We start from the raw sequence: 16,729 nt of genomic DNA on the forward strand, positions 1-16,729 counted from the left end.
TTGCGGGCGTTGGGCGCGATACAAGGAGCGCTGTTAACTTGAGGCGATTGACCGACTGTGAAGCAGATCGCGCAGAACTATAAGAGCGGCGAGCTCAAGCTGATCGATGTGCCGGCGCCGCGCTGCCGCCCCGGCGGGGTTTTGGTGCGCACGGCGTTCTCCGCGGTGTCGACCGGCACCGAGATGATGAAGTTCACCGAGGGCCGCCTGTCGCTGCTCGGCAAGGCGCGCGCGCGACCCGACCAGGTTGCCAAGGTGGTAAGCTCGGTCCGTCAGCAGGGGTTGCTTGCGACCTATCAGAAGGTGATGAACCGCCTCGATTCCTACACCCCGCTCGGCTACTCGCTGTCGGGTACCGTCGTGGAAGTGGGCGAGGGCGTCGGCGGCTTCTCGGTCGGACAGCGCGTCTGCTGCGGCGGCAATCAATATGCAACCCACGCTGAATATAATTGGGTGCCGGTGAACCTCTGCGTGCCGCTGCCGGACAGCGCTGCGCTGGACCAGGCCGCATTCACCACGATCGCCTCGATCGCGCTGCAGGCGATGCGCCAGTCGGAGATCCGTTTCGGCGAGACCGCCTGCGTGATCGGCCTTGGCCTGATCGGGCAGATCATGGTGCGGCTGCTGCGCAGCGCCGGTGTCGTGGTCGCCGGGCTCGACAGGGTGGAGGCGCGCTGTCGGCAGGCGGAGGCTGCGGGCGCCGCGGTCTGTGCCGTCGCATCGGATGATGCTGCGGCCGGATTTCGTGCCCGGATCGACCAGCTGACCGCAGGCAACGGCGTCGACTGCGTGTTCATCACGGCGGGCAGCGACGACCCCGATCTCGCCTCGCGTTCGGCGGCACTGCTGCGCGACCGCGGCCGCATTGTCGATATCGGCAAATGCACGCTGAACCTGCCGTGGAACGAATTCTACGACAAGGAGCTCGACGTGCGCTTCTCGCGCTCCTACGGCCCCGGCCGCTACGATCCGCTCTATGAGGAGGGCGGCATCGATTATCCGATCGGTCATGTGCGCTGGACCGAGAAGCGCAACATGGAAGCGATCGTCGCGCTGCTCGCCGACGGGCGGCTCGATTTTTCCTCACTGATCTCCGAAATGGTGCCGCTGGAGCAGGCGACGTCGGCGTTTGAGCGCATGAGCCGCGGCGAGGTCGGTCTCGGCATGGTGTTCGCCTATCCGGACGCCGCTCCCCGCGCGATGCAGATGATCTATCGTCCGGCGGTTGCCCTGCGCAGCGGCCGGGTGCGGTTCGGCGTCATCGGCGCCGGCAATTATGCCTCCAGCATGCTGTTGCCGCAGCTTGCGAGTAACCAGCGCGTCGATCTCGTCGAGGTCGCCACCAATACCGGCCTGAGCGGCGCCACTGCGGTCCGCAAGTTCGGCTTCGCGCGTGCCTCGACGGATGCGGCCTCGGTGCTCGGCGCCGACGACATCGATGCCGTGCTGATCGCAACGCGCCATGCCTCCCATACCGACCTCGCGACGCAGGCGCTGCGCGCCGGCAAGGCGGTGTTTGTCGAAAAGCCCCTGGCGATCGATACAAACTCACTCGATCGATTGGAGCAGGTGATCCGGGAAACCGGCAACAACCGCCTGATGGTCGGCTTCAACCGCCGCTTTTCGCCGCTGCTGCAGGGCATGCGCGCGGCGTTCGCGCCGGCAGGACCGCAGACCCTGCAATATCGTGTCATCGCCGGGCCGCTGGAGAAATCATCCTGGTATCTGCAGGCCGAGAGCGAAGGCAGCCGCTTCGTCGGCGAGGGCGGCCATTTCATCGACGTGTTGTGCTGGTGGCTCGGCGCCGAGCCTGCACGTGTCTCCGCGAGCACGGCGGGCAAGGACGTCGACAATCTCGTCGCCACCTTCGACTTTGCCGACGGTTCGGTCGCGAGCCTCAGCTATCTCACCGGCGGCGATCCGCGGGTGCCGAAGGAAGCGCTCGAGATATCGGCAGGCACGGGTTTTGCCGCCTTCGACAATTTCTCGGGCTTCGAGGTCTGGCACGCCGGACAGCGAACGGCGAAGACAGCGCGGCTCGACAAGGGCCAGCGGCCGATGCTGGATGCCTTCATCGCGGCGGTCGCATCGGGAGCTGCGATGCCGATTGCGCTCGACTCGCTGCTGGCGACCACGCGCGCGACGCTTGCCGTGCAGGAAAGCGCGGCCGCCGGGATGCCGATCGATCTGACGGCCGGCGCAGCGGAGCAGGGCGTCGCGCGCGCCTCGACTGCGTTGAGATGAATCCGGCCTGGTATCTGCGCAGGCTGCAGCGCATGGAGCCGTCCGAGCTTGCGGGACGGGTGAACGACCAGGTGCTGCATTTGCTCTGGCGGATCACTCCGCCGGATATCGCGCGGCGCGCCGGCGCGAGGCTCGCTCCCGGCTCGCGACAGCCGCGCCTGAAGCCGCTGCCTTTGCCCGCCCACGTCCCGCAACAGGCTGCCGAACGGTTGATCCAGAGCGCCGACCGGATTCTCGCCGGGCACTGGCGGATTTTCGCCAAAGACCATGAGGCCCTCGGCGAACGGCCCGACTGGTTCGTCGATATCAGAAGCGGCAAGCGGGCGCCGGCCGATGTGCACGCGTTCGCGGTTCCCTATCGTGACGAAACCGCGGTCGGAAACATCAAGTACATCTGGGAGCCGTCGCGTCACCACCATCTCACGGTGCTCGCGGCCGCGTACTACCTGACCTCCCACGAGCGCTACGCCAGGCGCGCGGCCGAGCATCTGGTGAGCTGGTGGCGCGAAAATCCGTTCCCGCGCGGCCCGCACTGGATCAGCGGCATCGAGCTTGGCGTGCGGCTGATCTCATGGGCATGGGTACGCCAGCTGCTGCAGAACTGGCCCGAGGCTGCTGCGCTGTTCGAAAACAACGACCTGTTCCTGACGCAGCTCTATGCGCATCAATACTGGCTGTCGCAGTTCCCAAGCCGTGGCTCCTCGGCCAACAACCACCTCATCGCGGAGGCTGCCGGGCAGTTCGTGGCGGCTTGCGTGTTTCCGTTCTTCCAGGACAGTGCGCGATGGCGTGAGCAATCGGCCGGCACGCTGGCACACGAAGCCGTTGCGCAGACGCTTGCCTGCGGCAGCAACAGCGAGCTCGCGACCGACTATCATGGTTTTGTGCTCGAACTGCTGCTGGCGGCGGCAGTGCAGGGCCAGTCGTCCGGACATCCGCTTGGCGATGCGGTCTGGACCACGATGTGCCGCATGAGCGACGTCATTGCCGCGATGCTGGACGATCGCGGTCATCCTCCGCGGCAGGGCGACGGTGACGACGGCATCGGCCTGTTGCTCGACGATCACGCCGGTAATCGCTGGCTCGGCCTGCTCCCCGCCGGCGCGCGCCTGTTCGGCGATCTGCCATGGTGGCCCAAATCGCCGGAGCCCGATCTGCGCAGCTTTTTGCTCACCGACGGCATCGAGGCCCGTGCGATCGCTGGGCGGCCCAGGCGCCGCCCGCATTTGCTTGAAGGGGCGGGACAGACCTTTCTGGTCGATTCCGAGCGCGCCGTGTGGTGCCGTTGTGACCACGGCCCGCATGGTTTCGGCCGCATTGCCGCCCACGCCCATGCGGATGCGCTGTCGCTCGAATGCAGGATCGGTGGTGTGGAGATCTTCGCCGACCCCGGCACCTATTGCTACCATGGCGATCCGCGATGGCGGGCCTACTTCCGCTCCACGCTGGCGCACAACACGCTCTGCCTGTTCGCGCGCGACCAGTCGGTGTCGGGCGGTCCGTTTCTCTGGACACGGCATGCGCAGAGCCGGCTTGTCGCAGCAAGCGGCCTGGACGATCGCGATGCGGATGCGAGCTGGGTCGCGGAGCATTCGGGATATCGGGACGAAGCAGGTGTCGTGCATCGCCGCTCGGTGCAATTGCAGCGTCAGGCGGCACGGCTCGTCGTCACCGATACCGTGCTTGCCGATGAAGGGCTTGCGGTGCCGGCGAGCCTCAGCTGGCATATTGGTCCCGACGTCGAATGCAGGCTCGAAGGGCACAGGGCGCAGCTCGTATGGCCTGGCGGGCGCGGCGAGCTCGATCTGCCGGCGGCACTCAGCTGGATGCCGTATCGGGGTGACGAGACCATGCCGGCCGGCTGGTATTCGCCGTCCTTCGATCTCAAGGTGCCGGCGACGACGCTGATCGGCTCCGGTACGCTCGCGGGCGGCCAAAGCCTGGTGACCGAGCTGCGCTGGTTCTCAGACCCGGCCCGATCATGAGGATCCTGGTCGCTCACAACAGGTACCAGGGACGCGGCGGCGAGGACGTCGTGTTTGAAGCGGAAGTCGACCTGCTGCGCGCCGCAGGACACAGCGTTGAAACGCTCACGGTCAGCAACGCGGCGATCAATTCGCTCCCCGCACGCATCGCGACCACGCTGTCGATCGCCGATAATGCGGAGGGAAAGCGGGTCGTGGCGGAGGCGATCGACCGCTTTCGCCCCGACGTCGTCCACGTCCACAATTTTTTCCCGCTGCTGTCGCCCGCGGTGTTCGATCTCTGCCGGCAAAAGCGCGTACCCGCGGTGGTGACGCTGCACAATTATCGCGCCATCTGCACCGGCGGCATGCTGCTGCGCGACGGCCGCATCTGCCACAAGTGCCTGGACCGTGGCCATCTCTGGGGCGTCGTGCACCGCTGCTACCGCGGATCGCTTCCGGGCTCGATGGCTTCGGCCTACATGATCGCGCAGCACCAGCGCCGCGGCACCTGGACGCGTCCCGGGCTGCGCCTGATCGCGCTGACGCAGTTTGCCAAAACCCTGTTCACGCAGGCCGGCTTCGATGCAGACCGGATCGACGTGAAGCCGAACTTCATGGCCGATCCGGGGGCGCCCGATCCGGCGGCGCCGCGCGCTGGACTGCTTTACGTCGGACGGCTGAGCCGCGAGAAGGGCGTCGGCGTGTTGCTCGATGCCGTTGCGGGGACCGGCGTGCCCTTGCGCGTCGTGGGCGAGGGGCCTGAGCGCGTCGTGCTCGAGGCTCGGGCGCCCGGCAATGTCGCGTTCCTGGGCGGGCTCTCGCGCGGTGAGGTGCTTCGGGAAATGGCGAATGCCCAGGCATTGGTGGTGCCGTCGCTATGGTATGAGGGATTTCCGATGGTCGTGGTCGAGGCCTTCGCGCGAGGCACGCCGGTGATTGCCTCCGAGATCGGCGGACTTGCCGAGGCGGTGACCGCCGGCAAGACCGGCGCGCTGGTGCCGCCGGGCGACGCGGCCGCGCTCCGAAAGCGGATCGGCGAAGTTCTCGGGGCCGCCGAACTGACCGCCGCATGGGGACGGGCCGCGCGAGCCGCCTATCTCGAACTCTACGCGCCGGACGAGAATCGCCGGCTGCTCGAGGCCATCTACGCGCGTGCCGCCGGTGGATGATCGCCGCTGGCCGGCGCGCGGCCAGCGATCGGGCCTCGTCCCGCCGGTTCCATGGCGGCGTCGCTAACATATTGCGGCAAATCTGGTGTTAATTTGTTACAGTGTGGCGTCCGTTCGGCGCCGCGCAGGTTTTGATCGCGCGGTCGAATGGCGCTGATTCTGCGGGTGATTCCATAGATCTCGCTTGATCGAGCCCGCAGACTGCGGCCAGGCGGCGTTATAACACTGGTCGGTGGGGCGCCGGCTGCGGAGTTTGACGCTTTTTTGCAAAACGTCTCACGCGATGCAGAAATATTTTTTTCAGATCAGAAAATCGCGTCGAAGCGCTCGCGGCATCAGTGAAATTCGTCGCTCCCGCGGTATCCCAGGCTCCCGTGAAACCCCGTATAATCACTACCCTTTTTTGCGCCGCGGCTAACATTGGCAATTGGCCTGCGCTGAATGTTATAGCGCATCCGAAGTGGTGCTAAGTCTCACATAAACCTCGTGGAACTCAGCGTTAACAGCACATTGCTGATTGACACTCCGCTTTCGTGGACTTAACAATGGACTTAACAAGTTCGTAACCTGGGTCCACATTTGGGTTGCATCGCAACAAACCAGTTGTGAATCAACAGCTTAAGTGTGGGCGAGCGGCTTGAATCCTCGTATCCCAAGCAGGGGCTACATCGATGGCGACTTACAATCTAGACCAGACGGACCTCAAAGCGGCGATCAACTCAACGATCGATCACTCGACCCAGCAACAGATTCTTGACTATCTGATCAACGCGGGGATCGGATACACCAGCCCGGATAACGGCGCGACGATTCCGGTGCAGGAGGGATCTGGGATCACCAACCCGGATCCGAACGCCAATGTTCTGATCGAAACCAACCCCATTAACACTGTCAACACCGACGCCAATCTGAAGGCGATCATCGAGGCGACCAATCAGGACGTCACGCTGACGGTGAACGGCAGCACCCCGGTGCTGGTCGCGACCGGCGACGGCAACGATCAGGTGTTCGTCAACAATACCGGCGACACGACGGTTCTCACCGGCTCCGGCAACGACACGATCTTCGGCGGTGCCGGTCACGATTCGATCAATGCGGGCTCCGGCAACGACGTGCTGGTCGACAACGCCTCGGGTCACAGCACGCTGGATGGCGGCAGGGGCAACGATCTGCTGTTCGGCTCCGGTGCCGACACCCTGAACGGTGGCGCCGGCAACGACACGATTTACGGCGGCAGCTCGTCGCAGCTGAGCGGCGGCAACGGCAACGACGTGCTGGCGTCCGGCAGCACCGCCGGCAATTCCAGCACGCTGGATGGCGGCAAGGGCAACGATGCGCTGTACGCTGGTGCGGGCAACGACAGCCTGGACGGCGGCGCCGGCAACGACTCGCTGTATGGCGGTTCCGGTGTCGACACGCTGTACGGCGGCAACGGCAACGATCTGCTTGTCGGCGGTGCTCAGACTGCTTCCGAGTTCGGCGGCAACGGCAAGGACGTGCTCTACTCGGGCAGCGATGCGTCGCACGCGACCTCGCTCGATGGCGGTAACGGCAACGACTCGCTCTATGGCGGTGCCGGCAACGACACGCTGTACGGCGGTTCCGGCAACGATACGCTGGTCGCCGGCTCCGGCACGCAGACGCTGATCGGCGGCGACGGCAAGGACTCGTTCGTCGGCTCCGAGACCGGTACGGCCTCGATGGTTGGCGGCTCCGGTCAGGACTACTTCTACCTGAACAACGCCACCAGCAGCGACACCATCGATGGCGGTGGCGGCAACAAGGACTCCCTGACCTTCCTGGATCACGCTTCGACCGACGTGAGCGACATCAGCTCTGGATCGAACGGCTCTCTGGACATCACCTTCAGCAATGGTCAGGTGACCCAGATCAGCAACATCGAATACCTGATCTTCAACGATGGTAACTCGACCAAGCTGTAAGATCCTAGGTCTGCACTAAGCGAAGGCGCCGCCCCAACCGAGGTTGAGGCGGCGCTTTTTTCTTTGATCGCCGGCATGACCCGTCAGGAATGGGTGATTGAATGATCGAATAGACTGCCGTTGATGATCATGACGCGCCTGCCATGAGGTCGACGGCTCGCATCAAGGGGAGGCGCATGCGCGCATCCCGATTGGAACTTTGTCGACCGATTCGCGTCAAATGCATCAAATCAATCACAAGTTCCGCCTCGGGCATTTCCGACAAGGGATGTTAGAAGTTAGTCCGTCACATTCGGACCACGTAGCTTTTGTAAAGCCGTGCGGCTCGCTTGACACGACGGAGCTCTGGCCGATCGCTATCCGCGGCCCCGGCGCCTTTGGTCAAGACGAACGATCGCTGCAGAACTCAGCCGCTTAACGAACCCGCGGAGCTCTCGAATTGGCCACGAAGAAAATGCTGAATGCCGGCGCTGGATCGACGGTTACCAAGCGCATCCAGCCGCTCCTGACATCGCATGAATGGGACGAGATTCGATTAGACGTCGACAGCGGCGTGAACCCCGACGTCGTCGGGTCGATTACCGATCTTGCCCGATTGTTCCCGGCGGCCTCGTTCGATGCGATCTGGTGTTCTCATGTCATGGAGCATCTCTATGCCCATGAGGTTCACCGCACATTCGTCCAGTTCCGCGAAGTGCTCAAACCGGACGGCTTCGCACTGATCATGTCTCCCGATCTCGAGGCGGTCGCTCAGCACATGCTGACGCGCGGCCTCGGTGCGATCGCGTACGTCTCGCCGGCAGGTCCGATCCGGCCATTGGACATGATCTACGGGCATTCCGGCGCGATCGAGCAGGGGCGCCACCACATGGCGCACAAGACCGGCTTTTCGACCGAGCGGATGGGCAACCTGCTGCTCAGCGCCGGTTTCCCGACGGTGTCGGTTCGGAGCGGGAATTTCGAGATCTGCGCATTGGCACTCATGCCGGAGGCCAGGGATGAGCGGATCAGGCCACAGTTGGAGGCCTGCGGATTCGACTTCCAGGAGACGGTGACCGCCGACTCGTGATTTGTCGATGTTAAACAATGTTATAAGGTTCCCTGGTTAAGTCGCACGCGAGCGTGCTCGAAACTGGCTTCGCGGCCTGCCGTGATGCATATCTTTTTCGGGTGACGCGCTGAAAATGCTGCGTTAGCGAACTAACAGTGATAAGTTATATCCCGCTGGGGACCGGACCTTGCGCAGTCGAAACTTCGAGGCATCCATGACCAAACACCTCTCGCTCGTCGGCGCACCTTCGGTGGAGGCACTGCCACCTTCGGGTCTCGCTTGTCTCGTCATCGTGGCAAGACAGCATGGTTTGCATCTGACCCCGTCCCAGCTGATCCACGACAACCTCCTGGGCGACCAGGAAGTCACGCTGGCCGAGCTTTTGAAGTGCGCGAATTCCTCGGGCATGACGGCAAAGGCCGTCACGCTGGACTGGAAGGGCCTGAGCCATCTCAAGAGGGCGCTGCCGGCCATCGTTCGCCTGCGCGACGGCAGCCACATGGTGCTGCTGCGCCTCGAAGGCGATGAAAACAGCTCCCGGGTGGTCCTGCAGGATCCGAATGCGGGCGAGGACGCGCTGCTCGTCATCGATCAACCGCGCTTTGAGGACATCTGGTCGGGCGACGTCGTCATGGCCAAGCGCGACTATGAGATTTCGGACGAGACGCAGCCGTTTAGCTTCGGTTTTGTCGTTGCCCTGGTGTTCCGCGAACGGCGCATCATGCGCGACGTCGCGATCGCGGCGCTGGTCCTGGGCTTCATGGGGCTGGCACCGATCATGTTCTGGAGGCTGCTCTCGGACAAGGTCATTTTCTACAAGGCGTACAATACGTTCTACGTGCTGTGCGTTGCGATGCTGGTGATCATCCTGTTCGAGACGGCGTTCTCGTTCCTTCGGCAATACCTCGTTCAGAGCCTGACGGCACGCCTCGACGTCAAATTGTCGACCTACGTGTTCGAAAAGGTGCTCAATCTGCCGATCGATTATTTCGAGCAGAATCCCGTCGGCCTGATTTCCCGCGACATCCGCGAAGTGTTCCGGATTCGCGGCTTCCTGACCGGGCAGTTGTTCGGGACGGTTCTCGATTCGACGACGCTGATCTTCTTCCTGCCCGTCATGTTCTTCTTCAGCCCGATCATGACGCTGATGGTCCTGGGCTTTGCCGCGATGATCGTGGTCTGGCTCATCCTGATGCTGCCCGTGTACCGGAGGAGTTCCTCGGCGGTTCTTGCCGCCGAAGGCGCGCAGGGGGCGTTTCTGATCCAGAGCCTGAACGGCATGAGGACCATCAAATCGCTGGCGCTCGACACGCGCCAGCGGCACATGTGGGATGTGCTCGTTGCGCGCGCCGCCAAGGCGCGTCTTGCCGAAGGCATGACCGGAAACATGATCCAGACGCTGGTCCGTCCGCTGGAACGGTTGGCGGTCAGCGCTCCCTATGCACTCGGCGTCTACCTCGCCGTATCGAGCGGCGATCCGGTCTATGTCGGGGCGCTGTTTGCCTTTCTGATGCTGTCGCAGCGTGTTGCCGGCCCGCTGATGAAGATGGCCCAACTCATCAACCAGTATGACGAGGCGCGCACCGCGGTCACCATCGTCGGCAATCTAGTGAATCAGCTGCCGGAGGAGGGACGCTCTGGCCATGGCGTGCGGGTTCCGCTGAAGGGCCTGATCGAGTTCTCCGGCGTCACGTTCAAGTACAAGGGCGCGGTGTCGCCGGCGCTGAACAATATCTCATTCGAGATTCCGCTCGGCACGACGCTCGGCGTGATGGGCAAGAGCGGCTCCGGCAAGACCACGATCACGCGGCTGTTGCAGCGCCTGCACTCCGACTATGGCGGGTTGATCAAGGTCGACGGTATCGATGTTCGCGAATACGATGTCGACCATCTGCGGCGCAACGTCGGCGTCGTGCTGCAGGAGAACTTCCTGTTCAGCGGCACGATCCGCGAGAATATTGCCGCGGCAAAGCCGGACGCGACCTTCGACGACGTCGTCAGGGCGGCGCGATTGGCCGGCGCCGAGGAATTCATCGACAAGCTGCCGCGGGGTTACGAGACCTATGTCTACGAGGGCTCCACCAACCTCTCCGGCGGACAGCGTCAGCGCCTCGCGATCGCGCGTGCGCTGATCGTCAATCCGCCCATCCTGATCTTGGACGAGGCGACCAGCGCGCTCGATGCGGAGAGTGAGACGATCGTGAATGCGAACATTTCGCGGATCGCGCATGGCCGCACGCTGATCATCATCTCGCATCGGCTGTCGTCGCTGACGAAGGCCGACGCGATCCTCGTGCTCAATCGCGGCGTGGTCAACGATATCGGGCGCCACGAGGAACTTCTGGAGCGCAACGACATCTACAGCTCGCTCTGGTACCAGCAGAACACGCATCTCGTTCCGGCGGGCCGCAACGACAAGCCTAACTTCAGGAGTCCGACCCTTGTCTCCTAATCAAGCTTCGCTCGCGACCGTTCGCCAGTTCCAGTCCGAAACCGACGCCATCCGCGAGGCGCCCGAGCCGATGTTGGCCCGTGCGACGCTGTTCGTGCTGTCGGCGCTGCTGGTATCCATCGTGGCGATCATGTGCCTGACGCGCCTCGATCGGGTGATCACCAGCGTCCGCGGCAAGATCGTTCCGGTCGATCAGATCAACGTGCTGCAGGCCCTTGACCCGTCGATCATCAAGACGATCGATGTTCGGGAAGGCGAGCAGGTCGACACGGGACAATTGCTTGCGACCCTCGACTCGACCTTCACCGCGGCCGATGTCACCCAGTACAAGCTGCAGATCGCGAGCCTCGATGCGCAGGTTGCGCGTGACGAGGCCGAATTGTCCGGAAAGCCGCTGTCGTATGGCAACGCCAAGGATCCGGATGCCGCCAGGTACAACGCCTTGCAGAAGGCGCTCTACGACCAGCGCGTCGCCCAGTACAGCGCGCAGGTGACGAGTTACGATTCCAAGATCAGCCAGACCGAAGCGACGATCCTGAAGGCGAAGAAGGACGACGAGCGGTATGGTCAACGCGCCGAGATCGCCGGCAAGATCGAGGACATGCGCTCGACCCTTGCCGAAAGCGGCAGCGGGTCCAAGCTGAACCTGTATCTGTCGCAGGATACGCGGCTGGAGTTGCTGCGTCAGATCGACAACACGCACAACACTCTGCTGGAAGCGCAACACCAGCTCGACTCGCTGAGGGCCGATCGCAAGGCCTTCATCGAGCAGTGGAACGCGCAGCTGAGCCAGGATCTGGTCACGACGCGCAACAATTTGGATACGGCCCGGGCAGCCTACGACAAGGCCATCAAGCACCAGGACCTGGTCCGATGGACGGCTGCCGAGCCGTCGGTCGTCCTCACCCTTGCCAAGCTCTCGGTCGGATCCGTGCTGAAGCCGGGCGATCCCTTCATCACGCTGATGCCGCTCAAGACGCGGCTGGAGGCGGAGATCCAGGTGCTGTCCCGCGACGTCGGCTTTATCCGGCCGAATGACCCCTGCACGCTGAAGGTCGATGCCTTCAACGCGGCGGAGCACGGCACGGCGGCGGGCAAGATACGCTGGATCAGCGAAGGCGCCTTCACCACTGACGACGACGGAAAGCCCGTCGATGCCTACTACAAGGCGCGATGCTCGGTCGACCAGAGCAACTTCACCAATGTTCCGAACAATTTCCGCCTCATCCCGGGCATGACGCTGCAGGGCGACGTCAATGTCGGCACCCGTTCGGTGGCGATGTATCTACTCAGTGACATGCTGCGTGGCATGACGGAAGCGATGCGCGAGCCATGATGGAGTCGACAAGATCCCTGCTCGAGTTGTTTCGGCCCGACTCCTCCCGTTCAGACTCAAAGCAGTTTGAACGGGGACTGGAGGCTTACGAGAACGGGCGATACCTTGAAGCCCTGCGCTTTTGGCGGCTTGCCTCGCGGGCGGGCAATCCCGAGGCGGATTACCGGATCGGGCTGCTCTATGCGCGGAACGAGGGCGTCATCGGCAGCATTCCGGACGCGGTCGTGTGGTATGAACGCGCCGCGCTGAAAGGACATCTGGATGCGCAATTCCAGCTTGGCCTGATCTACCTCAACGGGGTCAAGGCGACGCTCGGACCGAACAGGCCCGAGATGTGGCGGCAATCCACTGCGGCCCGTCTCGGCGACAAGGCGATTAACCTCCACGATCTGGTCTTCCCGAACGGGATAGGCGTGGCCAAGGACGTCGATGCCGCATTCCTCTGGATGTCGGTGGCGGCGGAAGCCGGCAAGGCGGAGGCGCAATCGATTCTTGGCAACATGTACGCCAACGGGCAAGGTTGCGAGCGGGATCACGCTGCTGCGCTGCGCTGGTATCAGGCCGCGGCCGAGCAGAAGGCGGCGTCCGGGGAATTCGCACTCGGCGACGTGTATTATCAGGGCCGCGGCGTTCCCGTCGATTTCGCGCAGGCCGCAATCTGGTATCACAAGGCCGCCGAGCAGGGACATGTTCGTGCACAGGTTGCGCTGGCTTTCATGTGCCTCAAGGGCACCGGGCTTCCCGAAAATGTCGAAGAGGCCGCACGGCTGTTCCAGAGCGCCGCTGCGCATGACGATACGATCGCGCTCTACAACATTGCGCTGTTGCGATTGAGCGGCAAGGGTGCTGTCAAGGATCTCGACAGGGCCGAGACCGCATTGCGCAAGGCGGCGCGGAAGGACTATCTGCCGGCGATCCAGGCGCTCGCCGAATTCTATGCGCTCGGGACTGCCGCCGAGCCGGATCTGCGCGAGGCGGCGTATTGGTACGAGAAGGCGGCCGAGCGCGGCGATACGCAGGCGCAGTTCCTGACCGGACGCTTCTATGCCACCGGCACCGGCGTTCCGCCCAGCATCCGCCAGGCTGCGAAATGGTTCGAGCGTGCAGCGGAGGGCGGCCACGCCACCGCGGCCCACAACATTGCGGTGTTCTATCTCAACGGCAGGGGCGTGGCGCGCGATGTCGCGACTGCGATCAAGTGGTTCGAGCGCGCATCCGAGGGAGGCATCAGCGCCGCCGGCGTGCAGCTCGGTCGGCTCTACTCGGCGGGCAACGGCGTGCCGCGCGATCAAGCGCGCGCCGCGGAGTGGCTCAGCAAGGCGGCCAACGGCGGCGATGCCGATGCGAAGACGGCCTATGCGATGTTTCTTATCCAGGATGAGCCGTCCGCGGAGCGTCTTGCGCAAGCACGTGCGCTGCTGACCGACGCTGCCGAGGCCGGCCATCCGGCTGCGGCATTTCAGCTGGGCGGGCTTCACATGGGCAGATCCGGCGGCGCCGTCGATGTTCCGGCCGCAGCCCAATGGTTCAAGCGTGCGGCAAGCGCCGGCCACGTCGAAGCCCAGCACACTTTGGCGCTGCTGTATTCCGATCCCAAGAGCGGCCTCAAGGATCCGCAGGCCGCAGCCGGCTGGATCGTCAAGGCAGCGGACGGCGGCAATGCCGCGGCGCAGTTCAAGCTTGCGGTGATGTATTGCACCGGGCAGGGCGTCGAGCAGGACCTCGCCAAGGGCGTCACGTGGTACGAGGCGGCGGCGCGCCAGGGCCACACGACGGCGCAATACAACCTTGCCGTGATGCTCGGCCGGGGACAGGGGCGCGATGCCGATCCGGCGAAGGCGGCCGAATGGTTCGAGGCCGCGGCGAAGCAGGGCATGGTCGAAGCCCAACTCGCGATTGGCGATGCGCTGCGCGCTGGCGACGGCGTCGCGCAGGACCGCGATCAGGCGTTGCACTGGTATCGACAAGCGGCACAGCAGAACAACGAAGGCGCCCGACGTCGTCTGCAGGCAATGGGCGAGAGCGTTGGCTGAGATTGTTGGAGGCGGGCTTCGCACGCGGACGCTGACGCTGAGCCGCGGCTTTGTTTTTAAGCGCGAAGGCACTGAAGCAGGCAGCTTCGCGCGACAATCTGGGCAGAACTAACGATGGCTTTCATATCGACGACAGAGAGATTGCGTTAATGTGGCCATCGCCAACAAATACTCATTGTGGTTGTGTGAAGTTGACTGATAAGCATCAGGTCACGATCCGGGGCAGGTTCGAACGGCAACGCGATCTCGGGATATCGATCTTCCGCACGGCTGAGAAAGAAACTGGAACCAACGTTAGACGTTGGTAGGAGATTGAGAAGCGATGAACAAGATGGTGGAACGGAGCGTCAGGGATACGAAGGATATGTTGCCCGTTGCCAGTCCGGTTCAGCAGGACGATCAATCGCAGAGCGTATTCCTGGATCCCGATGTCGGCGATTTCCAGTCGGGACCGAGGCTGCGTGGTGCGATCCTCGAGCACTCCGGGCGAGTGATCTCTGGCTGGATTGTGGATGCGCAGTCGCCTGCTTCGACCATTGCGATATCGCTTTTTGTTGCTTCCCACTGTGTCGAAGAGGGACGGACGGGCCGGTCCGTGCCGGCCAGCGTCGGTCCGCACACTGTGATCGGGCGTCCCGGATTTCGCATCAACCTATCCACGCCGGGCGTGCGCCGTCGTTTGGCTCGCGCCCTGAAGAATACGCTGCTGGAACGCAAGCCTGTGCAGATCTATCTGCGCATCAGCCTGAACGACGGCGAATACTACGAAATACCGCTGTTCGAGAAACTCGAGTCGAACGAGGTGGTCGTCGCGCTCGGCTTCTCGACTGACGATTACGACGATCTGCTGTTTCCGAACAACGACAAGAAACTGGTTGCCGCCATGGCAGGTGCCGCCTCCGTGAAGGAGGTGCGCTACGTCTGCTTCTACCTGCCGCAATTCCATTCGTTCGCGGAGAACGACCGTTGGTGGGGTCCTGGCTTCACCGAATGGACCAACGTCTCCCAGATGCGTCCGCAGTTTCCAACGCACCAGTCTCCGTGGCTGCCCGCGGATCTCGGCTTCTATGACATGAGATTGGTCGAGACGCGTCAGCAACAGGCAGACCTGGCTCGCCGTTACGGCGTTCACGGCTTTTGCTATTACGCCTACTGGTTTCAGGGGCGAAGATTGCTGGAGCGGCCGCTGAGGCTTTTGCTGGAGGACGGAGAGCCGAACATCCCGTTCTGCATCTGCTGGGCGAACGAAAACTGGTCACGGCGATGGGATGGTTCTGATACCGAGCTCCTGCTCGGCCAGAACCACTCCCTCGAGGATGATGTCCGCTTCATTGACGATATGGCCGATATCCTCCTGGATGATCGCTACATCACCGTTGACGGTCGCAAGATCCTTCTCGTCTACCGTCCCTCGCTGATCCCGGACAAGGAACGCCTGTTCCAGACCTGGCGTGTGCGTGCAAGGCAACTCGGCATCGGCGAGCTGCTGATTTGCAATGCGATGACTTTCGGCGAGTTTGATCCGCGTGAATTCCATTGCGATGCCGCCGTGGAATTCCCGCCCCATACCGTCAATGCGCGGGAGCTGAGCCGAGCAGAGGTCGAGACGCCGACGGAGTTCTCCGGCAAGCTCTACGACTATCTTGAAGCCATGCGCTCGACGCTTGGCAAGGTCTATGAGTTTCCGTTCTTTCCAACCGTGATGCCGCGCTGGGACAACACGCCGCGCAAGGGCTCGCGTGGACACGTGTTCGTCAGATCAAGCCCCGAGGCGTTCGAAGTCTGGCTTCGTGAGGCGACCGAGCGGGCTCGCCGGAGTTCTTTCGAACAGCCGATCGTCTTCATCAATTCGTGGAACGAATGGGCCGAGGGAGCCCACCTGGAGCCGGACTCGCGTTTCGGCCGTGCCTATCTCGATGTCGTCAGACGTGTGTCTGCCGGCGAGTCGATCTCGGCAGAACTGCGCTCGAACTCCGCCCTGCTGGACTGCTTGAGCAGATCGGAGCTCGAGCAGACGATCAAGAGTGCTGCAGTTCATGTCGAAGTCCTCGCCAATTTGCAGCGCAATGAAGTCGCGCTCACCGGATTCCAGAGCATTCGCGAAGGCCTGCCGGTCGAAATTGAGGGAGCCGTCGCAAGTCCGGATGGCTCGATGTTCGTGATCGAGAATATCAATTCGCAAACGGAGGAGCGCGTGGTGGTGGACCCGCGCTACAGAGTGCTGGTCCGAGGGTGGGTGTTTGCCAAGGATGGCTTCGAGCCCTTGAGAAACCGCATCTCATTTCTGGTGTTGTCTCCGGAAGGAGAGACGAACGCCGGCAAGAGCGGGTACTGCCTCGTCATCGATTGGCACGAGCGAATGGATGTCACGGAGTATATGAAGGCGACCGCGCGGGAGTGCTGCTTCGGCTTCGAGGTCAGCTTCATGCTCAAGGGACTGCCGGACGGAGAGTACAGGCTTTCGATGCTTGAGGTTGGCGAAGGAGAAAACCTGCTGGTTGGATCAAGCCATTCCCTGGTCGTTCGGCATTGAG

The 16,729-nt window shown here is 63.1% G+C and carries 9 protein-coding genes; all 9 read left to right on the forward strand.

Going from position 1 to position 16,729, the window contains the following annotated elements; genetic code table 11:
- The first annotated feature begins 57 nt into the window (after positions 1 to 57).
- The 9 genes from QJT82_RS00490 to QJT82_RS00530 all read left to right on the forward strand — a co-directional run bounded on the left by QJT82_RS00490 (position 58) and on the right by QJT82_RS00530 (position 16,728).
- The gene (locus QJT82_RS00490; RefSeq protein ID WP_028345300.1) at positions 58 to 2,244 is read left to right on the forward strand and encodes a bi-domain-containing oxidoreductase; all 2,187 of its coding nucleotides are present in this window, start codon (positions 58 to 60) and stop codon (positions 2,242 to 2,244) included.
- Positions 2,241 to 4,229: an alginate lyase family protein gene (locus QJT82_RS00495; RefSeq protein ID WP_028345299.1), complete on the forward strand. Its 1,989-nt coding sequence runs from the start codon at positions 2,241 to 2,243 to the stop codon at positions 4,227 to 4,229. The genes QJT82_RS00490 and QJT82_RS00495 overlap by 4 nt, the downstream gene beginning before the upstream one ends.
- 50 nt (positions 4,230 to 4,279) lie before the next feature.
- Positions 4,280 to 5,380 (forward strand): glycosyltransferase, encoded by a 1,101-nt coding sequence (locus QJT82_RS00500; RefSeq protein ID WP_281446615.1) that lies wholly within the window; start codon positions 4,280 to 4,282, stop codon positions 5,378 to 5,380.
- Between the two features lie 671 nt (positions 5,381 to 6,051).
- Positions 6,052 to 7,323, forward strand: a complete 1,272-nt coding sequence (locus QJT82_RS00505) for a calcium-binding protein (RefSeq protein ID WP_028345297.1) — start codon at positions 6,052 to 6,054, stop codon at positions 7,321 to 7,323.
- A 454-nt stretch (positions 7,324 to 7,777) separates the two neighbouring features.
- Positions 7,778 to 8,392, forward strand: a complete 615-nt coding sequence (locus tag QJT82_RS00510; protein WP_028345296.1) for a class I SAM-dependent methyltransferase — start codon at positions 7,778 to 7,780, stop codon at positions 8,390 to 8,392.
- A 196-nt stretch (positions 8,393 to 8,588) separates the two neighbouring features.
- Positions 8,589 to 10,826, forward strand: coding sequence for a peptidase domain-containing ABC transporter (locus QJT82_RS00515; protein ID WP_028345295.1), 2,238 nt, complete (start codon positions 8,589 to 8,591; stop codon positions 10,824 to 10,826).
- Entirely contained in the window at positions 10,816 to 12,162 is a 1,347-nt protein-coding gene (locus tag QJT82_RS00520) for an HlyD family type I secretion periplasmic adaptor subunit (protein ID WP_028345294.1), read from the forward strand. Before QJT82_RS00515 ends, QJT82_RS00520 begins: the two co-directional genes overlap by 11 nt.
- On the forward strand, positions 12,159 to 14,195 hold the full coding sequence (locus QJT82_RS00525) for a tetratricopeptide repeat protein (RefSeq protein ID WP_245288964.1): 2,037 nt from the start codon (positions 12,159 to 12,161) through the stop codon (positions 14,193 to 14,195). Before QJT82_RS00520 ends, QJT82_RS00525 begins: the two co-directional genes overlap by 4 nt.
- 322 nt (positions 14,196 to 14,517) lie before the next feature.
- On the forward strand, positions 14,518 to 16,728 hold the full coding sequence (locus tag QJT82_RS00530) for a glycoside hydrolase family 99-like domain-containing protein (protein WP_028345292.1): 2,211 nt from the start codon (positions 14,518 to 14,520) through the stop codon (positions 16,726 to 16,728).
- Position 16,729 lies beyond the last annotated feature (1 nt).

The organism is Bradyrhizobium sp. Mp19 (assembly GCF_029952935.1).
Taxonomy (GTDB): Bacteria; Pseudomonadota; Alphaproteobacteria; order Rhizobiales; family Xanthobacteraceae; genus Bradyrhizobium; species Bradyrhizobium elkanii.